The sequence below is a fragment of the Streptomyces atriruber genome (genome assembly GCF_001418325.1).
GTDB classification, from domain to species: domain Bacteria; phylum Actinomycetota; class Actinomycetes; order Streptomycetales; family Streptomycetaceae; genus Streptomyces; species Streptomyces atriruber.
Genome location: NZ_LIPN01000322.1, coordinates 1 through 7,836 on the forward strand (window position 1 = coordinate 1; position 7,836 = coordinate 7,836).

The 7,836-nt window shown below is 72.1% G+C and carries 8 protein-coding genes and 1 pseudogene; 4 read left to right on the plus strand and 5 right to left on the minus strand.

What is annotated here, in order from left to right:
• The 4 genes and pseudogenes from AOK03_RS44355 to AOK03_RS29610 all read right to left on the minus strand — a co-directional run.
• Positions 1-143, minus strand: a pseudogene (locus AOK03_RS44355) (ABC transporter permease); the annotation flags it as partial.
• A 14-nt stretch (positions 144-157) separates the two neighbouring features.
• Positions 158-931, minus strand: a complete 774-nt coding sequence (locus tag AOK03_RS29600; RefSeq protein WP_055568434.1) for an ABC transporter ATP-binding protein — start codon at positions 929-931, stop codon at positions 158-160.
• Entirely contained in the window at positions 928-1,998 is a 1,071-nt protein-coding gene (locus AOK03_RS29605; protein ID WP_244177803.1) for a peptidoglycan-binding protein, read from the minus strand. The genes AOK03_RS29600 and AOK03_RS29605 overlap by 4 nt, the downstream gene beginning before the upstream one ends.
• A complete protein-coding gene (locus tag AOK03_RS29610; protein WP_055568436.1) occupies positions 1,995-2,468 on the minus strand; it encodes a hypothetical protein in 474 nt (157 codons plus the stop codon). Before AOK03_RS29610 ends, AOK03_RS29605 begins: the two co-directional genes overlap by 4 nt.
• A gap of 235 nt (positions 2,469-2,703) precedes the next feature.
• On the opposite strand from AOK03_RS29610, the gene AOK03_RS29615 reads away from it, so the two are divergent.
• Together AOK03_RS29615 and AOK03_RS29620 are read left to right on the plus strand one after the other, a co-directional pair.
• Positions 2,704-3,372, plus strand: coding sequence for a response regulator transcription factor (locus AOK03_RS29615; RefSeq protein ID WP_055568437.1), 669 nt, complete (start codon positions 2,704-2,706; stop codon positions 3,370-3,372).
• A 26-nt stretch (positions 3,373-3,398) separates the two neighbouring features.
• Positions 3,399-4,592 carry a sensor histidine kinase gene (locus AOK03_RS29620; RefSeq protein ID WP_055568438.1) on the plus strand — a complete coding sequence of 398 codons (1,194 nt, stop codon included), beginning with the start codon at positions 3,399-3,401 and terminating at the stop codon, positions 4,590-4,592.
• 71 nt (positions 4,593-4,663) lie between these two features.
• On the opposite strand, the gene AOK03_RS29625 is transcribed toward AOK03_RS29620, so the two are convergent.
• Entirely contained in the window at positions 4,664-5,428 is a 765-nt protein-coding gene (locus AOK03_RS29625; RefSeq protein ID WP_055568439.1) for an SIS domain-containing protein, read from the minus strand.
• Positions 5,429-5,578: 150 nt separating this feature from the next.
• Between AOK03_RS29625 and AOK03_RS29630 the strand changes: the two genes are divergently transcribed.
• Positions 5,579-6,271, plus strand: coding sequence for an iron-dependent transcriptional repressor DtxR (locus AOK03_RS29630; protein WP_055568440.1), 693 nt, complete (start codon positions 5,579-5,581; stop codon positions 6,269-6,271).
• Positions 6,272-6,850: 579 nt separating this feature from the next.
• Positions 6,851-7,720: an alpha/beta fold hydrolase gene (locus tag AOK03_RS29635; RefSeq protein WP_055568441.1), complete on the plus strand. Its 870-nt coding sequence runs from the start codon at positions 6,851-6,853 to the stop codon at positions 7,718-7,720.
• Positions 7,721-7,836: the final 116 nt, after the last annotated feature.

The window sequence follows — 7,836 nt, forward strand, 5'->3', positions numbered from 1 at the left end:
GCGATGCCGATGGCGATGCCGAGCGCGGACAGGACGACCCGCACGGGGCGGCTGCGCAGGCCCGCGGAGCCGACGTGCAGGACGTCGCGCGGCCCGAGCCGCGCCGCCTTGAGGACGCCACGGCGCCCGCGCCGCGTCTTCGTGCGCTCTCCCGCCGTCACGCCACGACCTCCGCCGCCCGCGTGTCCGCGACGACCTGCCCGTCCCTGATCCGCACCTGCCGCGGCAGCCGTTCCGCGATGTCCGTGTCGTGGGTGATGACGGCGATGGTCGAGCCCTCCGCGTTGAGGTCGTGCAGCAGGGTCATGACGGCCTCGCCGGATTCGGAGTCGAGCGCGCCGGTGGGTTCGTCGGCGAGCAGCAGGTCGGGTTCGCCGACGACGGCGCGGGCGATGGCGACGCGCTGTTTCTGGCCGCCGGAGAGTTCGTGCGGGCGGTGTTTCATGCGGTCGGCGAGGCCGACGCGTTCCAGGGCGTACGCGGCCCTGCGGCGCCGTTCGGCGCGCGAGAGCCCGGAGTACAGCAGGCCTTCGGCGACGTTGTCGCGGGCGCTGATGCCGGGGACGAGGTGGAACGCCTGGAAGACGAAGCCGATGTGCCGGGCGCGCAGCGCGGAGAGGCTGCGGTCGCCGAGCGTGGCGATGTCGTGGCCCGCGATGGCGACGGAGCCCGCGGTGGGCCGGTCCAGGGTGCCGACGATGTGCAGGAGGGTGGACTTGCCGGAGCCGGAGGGCCCGACGATGGCGAGGAGTTCACCGGAGCCGACGGTCAGGTCGACCCCGCGGAGGGCGGCGATCCCGCCCGGATACTCCTTGGTGACACCGGCCAGTTCCACGACGGCGGGAGCCGCGGCGGCCAAGTGGTCGCTACCGGTGGGGTCGTTCGCACCAGAGCCGTTCACAGGGACGCCGTTCACAGGGAAGTCGTTCATACCTTCGGCACCCCGACCTTCGCGCCCTCCCGCAGCCCCCCACCGCTCACCTCGACCCTGCCCTGCCCGAACATGCCGAGCTCGACCTTGACGTCGCGGGTGCGGCCGCCCTCGACGACCTGGACGCCGAAGCCGCCGCCGGGCAGTGCGAGGAGCGCGTTGACGGGGACGGAGAGGACGTTCTCGCGGGTCTCGCCGGTGAGGTTCACGGTGACCGGAGACTGGTCGAAGCCGTCGACCTTGCCGGGGTCGTCGAAGGTGACGGTGACGGGGATCTTGGGGGTCTTGTCGTTGGGGTCGTCGCCGGGCTTGGCGGTCTTGCCGACGGAGGCGACCTTGCCGTTGACGGTCGTGCCGTCGGGGAGCGTGACGGTGACCTCGGTGCCCTTCTTCGCCGAGCCGCCGTCCGCGACGTCGAGCTGGATGCGTACGACGCGTTCGGAGCCGGTGGTCGAGAGGACGGGCTTGCCCGGCGCGACCTGGTCGCCGACCGTCGAGCCCGCGGACTTCACACGGACCGCGGACGGCTGGAAGGAGATCTGTTCGGGGCCGACGCGGCCGGTCTGCTTGCGGTCGTGGGCCTTCTGCCACTGCTTGACCGCGGCCGCGGTGCCGTCGGTGTAGGTGTTGTCGACGGCGAGACCGGCGCCGTAGCCGAGCGCCACGAGGTTCTCTTCGAGCTGGCGCACGTCGTTGCCCTTGTCGCCCGTCTTCAGCGTGCGGTACATGGGCTCGGTGCCGTACATGAGGCGGACGGGCGTGCCGTTGACCTCGTAGAGCCGCCCGTCGCGTCCGATGGTGGAGCCGGACTCCGCGGACCAGGTGAGCGTGCCGGTCGTACCGGCGTTGACCTTGCGTTCCTTGGCGTAGCCGAGGGTGCCGTCGACCTGGGTGCCGCTGCTGAGGTCGCCGCGCTCGACGGACGCGGTGGCCGGCGGCAGGCCCGCGTCGCGCCGGTGGGAGTCCGGCTCGGCGCCCGCGTCGGCGAGGCCGCTGACGGCCAGCCCGCCGCCGGTGACGGCGAGCAGGGCGACGACGGTGGCGACGACGGCCGTGCGGCGCCTCACTTGACGATGCCCTTGCACGCCTCGGCGGCCTTCTCCATCTTCTTGGCCTCAGCACCCTTCGGCATGGGCTGGGCCTGCATGGCTCCGCCGTCGAACTTTGGGTCCGGCATGTTGAAGCCGTTCTTGCGCATGCACTGGGCGTACTTGAGCATCTTGTCCTTGTCGGCCTGCGAGACGCCGCCGCCCTTGGAGCCACCGCCCATGCCGCACTTCTTCATGGCGGCCTCCATCTTCTCCTTGCTCATGTCGCCGCCGATGGTGATGCCGCGGCTGTCCTCGCCGGACTTCGGCTCGGGCACCTTGAGGCCGTTCTTGCGCAGGCACTCGCGCTCCTTGAACGCCTTGTCGGCGTCCGCGCCCTTGCCGCCGTCGGCGCTGTCCGACGAGCCGGAGCCGGAGCCCGAGTCCGAGCCGGACGAGCAGGCACCGGCGAACAGGGCGAGCGCGGCGAAGGCCGACGCGAAGGCCACCGAGCGGGTACGGCTCGGACGGTTCGAGCGGCTCGGACTGGTCGTGCGGCTCGGACGGGTCGAGCGGCTCGGACGGGTCGAGCGGCTCGGACGGGTCGTGCGGGCGGTCCTCATTCGGCTTCCCCTTCACAGATGGCGTGCGTGACGCGCTCAGGCTGGCGGGGAGCGGGGTTTCGTTTCTCTCAACGGAGACGCTTACACCGGCGAAAGGTCACTCTCGGGTACACAGGGCGGCATGCGCGTACTGCTGGTGGAGGACGAGGAATTCCTGGCCGAGATGATCGCCGACGGGCTGCGCCGTGCCGCGCTCGCCGTCGACGTCGCCGCCGACGGCCTCACCGCGCTGCGGAAACTGCAGCTCGGCGAGTACGACGTGCTGATCCTCGACCGCGACCTGCCGGGCGTGCACGGCGACGAGGTGTGCCGCCGGGTCGTCGAGCAGCGCCTGCTGACCCGGGTCCTGATGCTGACGGCGGCGGGCACGGTGCGTGACCGCGTGGCGGGTCTGGGGCTCGGCGCGGACGACTATCTGACCAAGCCGTTCGCGTACGACGAGCTGCTCGCCCGCGTGCTCGCGCTCGGCCGCCGTGCCCGGCCCGCGCTGCCGCCGGTGATCGAACGGGCGGGGCTCGTCCTGGACACCGCGCGCCGCCAGGCCAGCAGGGACGGGCGGCATCTGGCGCTGTCCCGCAAGGAGTTCGCGGTCCTGGAGGCGCTGCTGCGGGCGGACGGCGCGGTGGTCAGCGGCGAGGACCTGATCGAACAGGTCTGGGAGGAGGACACCAGTTACCGCACGAACGCGGTCCGCGTCACCCTCTCCAAGCTCCGCGCGAAGCTGGGCGAGCCGCCGGTGGTGGAGACGGTGCCGGGGGCCGGGTACCGGATCGTGGGGCGGTCCCGGTGAGCGGGCCGACGTCGCGCCGCATGCGGATGAGCGGCGAGCGGGCGCGGCTGACCGCCCTGTACGGAGGGCTGCTCGTGCTGGCGGGGGCGCTGCTGACCGGGCTCGTGTACCTGCTCGTGCAACAGGGCCTCTATACGTCGATCAGCTCGGCGGTGACCACCGCGGTGCCCCGGGAGCAGCGCCCGCCGTGGCGGTCCATGCCGACTCCCGCGGCGTCGGCGGTGCCCGCCCGACGGATCGAGGGCGTCCCGATGGACCTCGACGAGGGCCTCGCCGTGACGAAGATCAGCGATCTGGCGGGCGAGGCGGCGCTCAACCGCCTCCTGACGGTCTCGGTGATCGTCTTCACCGTGTACGCCGTCCTGTCGATCGCCCTCGCCTGGTGGATGGCGGGCCGGGTGCTGCGCCCGGTCGCGGTGATCACCGGCATCGCGCGTCGGCTCTCGGGGGCCAATCTGCACGAGCGGATCGCGCTGGACGCGCCACCGGGCGAGCTGAAGCACCTCGCGGACACCTTCGACGAGATGCTGGACCGGATAGAGCGGCTGGTCGGCGCGCAGCAGCGGTTCGCGGCCAACGCGGCGCACGAGCTGCGCACGCCGCTGGCCGTGCAGCGGGCGGCCGCCGAGATCGGTCTCGCCGGGAACCCGGACGCGGACCGGGTGGCGATGATCCGTACGAAGCTGATCTCCGTGGCCGACGACAGCGAGCACCTCGTCGAGGGGCTGCTGCTGCTCGCCGACTCGGAGCAGGGCCTGGAGCGGCGCGAGCCCGTCGCGGTGGACGTCCTGGCGCACGCCGTCGCGGACGGCCTCGCCGAGGAGGCCGCCGGGCGGGGCGTCACCGTGTCCGTGCGGGCCGAGCCGCTGACCGTGGAGGGCGACGGCGTGCTGCTCGACCGGCTGGTCCACAACCTGGTGGCGAACGCGGTGCGCTACAACGTCGAGGACGGCCGGGTGACCGTGCGCGCCTCGCGGGACGGCTTCCTGGAGGTGACGAACACCGGCCCCGAGGTCCCCGCGGACACGGTCCCGCAGCTCTTCGAGCCCTTCCGGCGCCTGCAGGAGCGGACGCACGCGAAGGGCGAGGGGGCGGGCCTGGGCCTGTCGATCGTGTCGGCGATCGCGCGGGCGCACGGGGCGGAGGCGACGGCGGTGGCGAACGGGGAGGGCGGCGGCCTGACGGTACGCGTCGCCTTCGCCCGGGACCCGGCCCCGTGAGACGGGACCCGGTCCGGTGAGACGGGCCCGGCCCGGTGAGAAGCGGGACGGGCCCCGGCCTCCCGAGGCACTCAGTGCCGGTAGAAGATCCGGTCCCCGTACTCCTGGAAGACCCGCCCGTTCCAGTCGTGCCCGCCGTCCACGTTCCCGGACCTCAGGACGGGCGGCTGGATGCCGCGCTCGGCGAGCTGCTCGATCGCCGCGGCCGTCATGGCCTGCATCAGCGCGTTGGTGACGACGCTCGACGCGGGCCCGAACGGAGCGTCGACCCCGTCGAGGGAGAGCTCCGCGTCGCCGACGCCGATCTTGGAGTCGACCACCACGTCGCAGTGGTCCTTCAGGAAGGTGCCGGAGGCGTGCCGAGAGCGCGTCTCCGTCGCGTACGCCACCGACGTCACGCCGATGACCTTCAGGCCGAGGGCGCGGGCGTTCATGGCCATCTCCACGGGCAGCGAATTCCGCCCGGAGAGCGAGATGATCACCAGTACGTCGCCGGAGCGGGCCGGCGAGGAGTCGAGGACGGCGCCCGCGAGCCCGTCCACCCGCTCCAGGGCGGAGCCCAGCGTGGCGGGCATCACGTCGACGCCGACCACTCCGGGCACGGCGAGGAGGTTGATGAGGCCGAGGCCGCCCGCGCGGTAGACGACGTCCTGTGCGGCGAGGGAGGAGTGCCCGGCGCCGAAGGCGAAGAGCCGTCCGCCGGACTCGACGGCGTCGGCGAGCAGCGCGCCCGCGTCGGCCACGCTCCCGGATTCCTCGTCGCGGACCTTCTGGAGCAGCCCGATGGCCGCGTCGAAGTACCGACCTGCCGTTTTACTCTCGCTCTTCGAGCTCATTCGCATCACGTTGCGGTCTGGACCAGCACCCTGTCAACACCGTCTCAGGCCGGTACTGGGCGGGAATTCCACCGGCGCGGCACGGTTGTCAGTGGTATGCGTCAGAATTGAGGGCAGGGCCAGCGCACGAGCGAATTCTGAGGGGCACCCATGTCGGGGCTGATTGACACCACTGAGATGTATTTGCGCACCATCCTCGAGCTGGAGGAGGAAGGTGTGGTCCCCATGCGCGCCCGGATCGCGGAGCGGCTCGACCAGAGCGGGCCGACGGTGAGCCAGACCGTGGCGCGCATGGAGCGCGACGGCCTGGTGGCGGTCGCGAGCGACCGTCACCTGGAGCTCACCGAGGAGGGCCGCCGCCTGGCCACGCGCGTCATGCGCAAGCACCGCCTGGCGGAGTGTCTGCTCGTCGACGTGATCGGGCTGGAGTGGGAGCAGGTGCACGCCGAGGCGTGCCGCTGGGAGCATGTGATGAGCGAGGCGGTGGAGCGCCGCGTCCTGGAGCTCCTGCGCCACCCCACCGAGTCTCCGTACGGCAACCCGATCCCGGGCCTGGAGGAGCTGGGCGAGAAGGACGGCGCGGACCCGTTCCTGGACGAGGGCATGGTCTCCCTGACGGAGCTCGACCCGGGCTCCGAGGGCAAGACGGTCGTGGTGCGCCGCATCGGCGAGCCGATCCAGACGGACGCCCAGCTGATGTACACCCTGCGGCGGGCCGGCGTGCAGCCGGGCTCCGTGGTGAGCGTGACGGAGTCCGCGGGCGGTGTCCTGGTCGGGAGCAGCGGCGAGGCCGCCGAGCTCACCGCCGAGATCGCGTCGCACGTCTTCGTCGCCAAGCGCTGAACCGCGTGCGTTCGGCGCACTGCAGTCAACTCCCGTTGCTGTAGAGGAAGTTGACGGACCTCCCCGATCCCCATCGGTTCTTGCGGAGTCCAAGATTCAGTGTGCGGAATCGCAGCGCCCGAGCGTTTTGCGTGCCAGGCTGTCGCGAGAGGCATATGACCTGAGGACTCTCGATCATGTCGGCGCCAGGTCTGGCCGGACGGCCGGAGAGGGGGCTGGAGGATGTGCCCGTCTGGTGAGCGCGCACGCCCGCCCGGCGAGCGCCTGAGCGCGCCCCGCTGCCGGGACGGACAAGGCGAGGGCCCCGGCGCCCAAGAGCGCCGGGGCCTGTCCTCCCCCGTACCGACCCGGAGCCCCGAGCTCCCAGGGTCGTTCCCCACGGGCCGGTTTCCCCGAGCGGCCCGCCTCCCGTTGAAGATCTCCCCTCGGCCGCGACGGTCAATCCTTGAGTGTGGTCACCCGAACGAGGGGTGTTACCGGCGAACCGGCCGCTTTCGAAAACAGGTTCGATAGCGTGCGGCGGTGTGGAGCAGGACCAGGCGTGAAACCCGGGCGGATCCAAGGGGGGTGCCAGGAATCATGGTGCGGCGCATCGACGTGACGGGCGCGGGTGGCGTACGCCTCGCCGCCTGGGAGTACGCCGACCCTCCCAAGCTCAGGGAGGCCGAGGCATCCGCATCCTCCGGAGGGGTGCTGTTACTGCACGGCCTGATGGGGCGCGCCTCGCACTGGACGGACACCGCCCGCTGGCTGTCCGAGCGGCACCGCGCGGTCGCCCTCGACCAGCGCGGCCACGGCAGGAGCGAGAAACCCGCCGAAGGCCCCTACACCCGCGATGCCTATGTGGACGACGCCGAGGCCGCCCTCGTCCAGCTCGACCTCGCGCCCGCCGTCCTCATCGGCCACTCCATGGGCGCGCTCACCGCCTGGCAGCTCGCCGCGCGCCGCCCCGACCTCGTCCGGGGCCTGATCATCTGCGACATGCGGGCCTCCGCGCTCGGTGCCGCCTCCCAGCGTGAGTGGGCGGACTGGTTCAAGTCCTGGCCGGTGCCGTTCGCGACGCTCGCGGACGTACGCAAGTGGTTCGGCGAGGACGACCCCTGGGTGGAGCGTCCCAACCCCGCGCGCGGGGAGTTCTTCGCCGAGGTGATGGCGGAGGGACCCGACGGCTGGCGGCCCGTCTTCGACCGCGCCCAGATGCTCCGCTCCCGCGAGACGTGGGTGCACGACGCGCACTGGGAGGAGCTGATCCAGGTCCGCTGCCCCGCGCTCGTCGTGCGCGGCCAGGACGGCGAGCTCGGCAGGGCCGAGTCCCAGGAGATGGTCCGCGTCCTGCCCCGCGGGGAGTACGCGGAGGTGGCCGACGCGGGGCATCTCGTGCACTACGACCAGCCGGAGGCGTGGCGGGCCGCGGTGGAGCCGTTTCTGGACGGGGTCCTTACGCAGTGAATGGGTGCCCCGCGCGTGGGGCGCCGTCTGATCGTGGCCTTCGGCCTACTCGTCCTCAATCGCCGGACGGGCTCAAATGTCCTGCGTGCGCCGGACGGGATCGAATGTCCCGCCCG

Coding starts and splice junctions, on each gene's coding strand:
- AOK03_RS29630 (WP_055568440.1), top strand. CDS start 5,579: ATGTCGGGGCTGATTGACACCACTGAGATGTATTTGCGCACCATCCTC.
- AOK03_RS29615 (WP_055568437.1), top strand. CDS start 2,704: ATGCGCGTACTGCTGGTGGAGGACGAGGAATTCCTGGCCGAGATGATC.
- AOK03_RS29625 (WP_055568439.1), bottom strand. CDS start 5,428: ATGAGCTCGAAGAGCGAGAGTAAAACGGCAGGTCGGTACTTCGACGCG.
- AOK03_RS29620 (WP_055568438.1), top strand. CDS start 3,399: ATGAGCGGCGAGCGGGCGCGGCTGACCGCCCTGTACGGAGGGCTGCTC.
- AOK03_RS29600 (WP_055568434.1), bottom strand. CDS start 931: ATGAACGACTTCCCTGTGAACGGCGTCCCTGTGAACGGCTCTGGTGCG.
- AOK03_RS29635 (WP_055568441.1), top strand. CDS start 6,851: ATGGTGCGGCGCATCGACGTGACGGGCGCGGGTGGCGTACGCCTCGCC.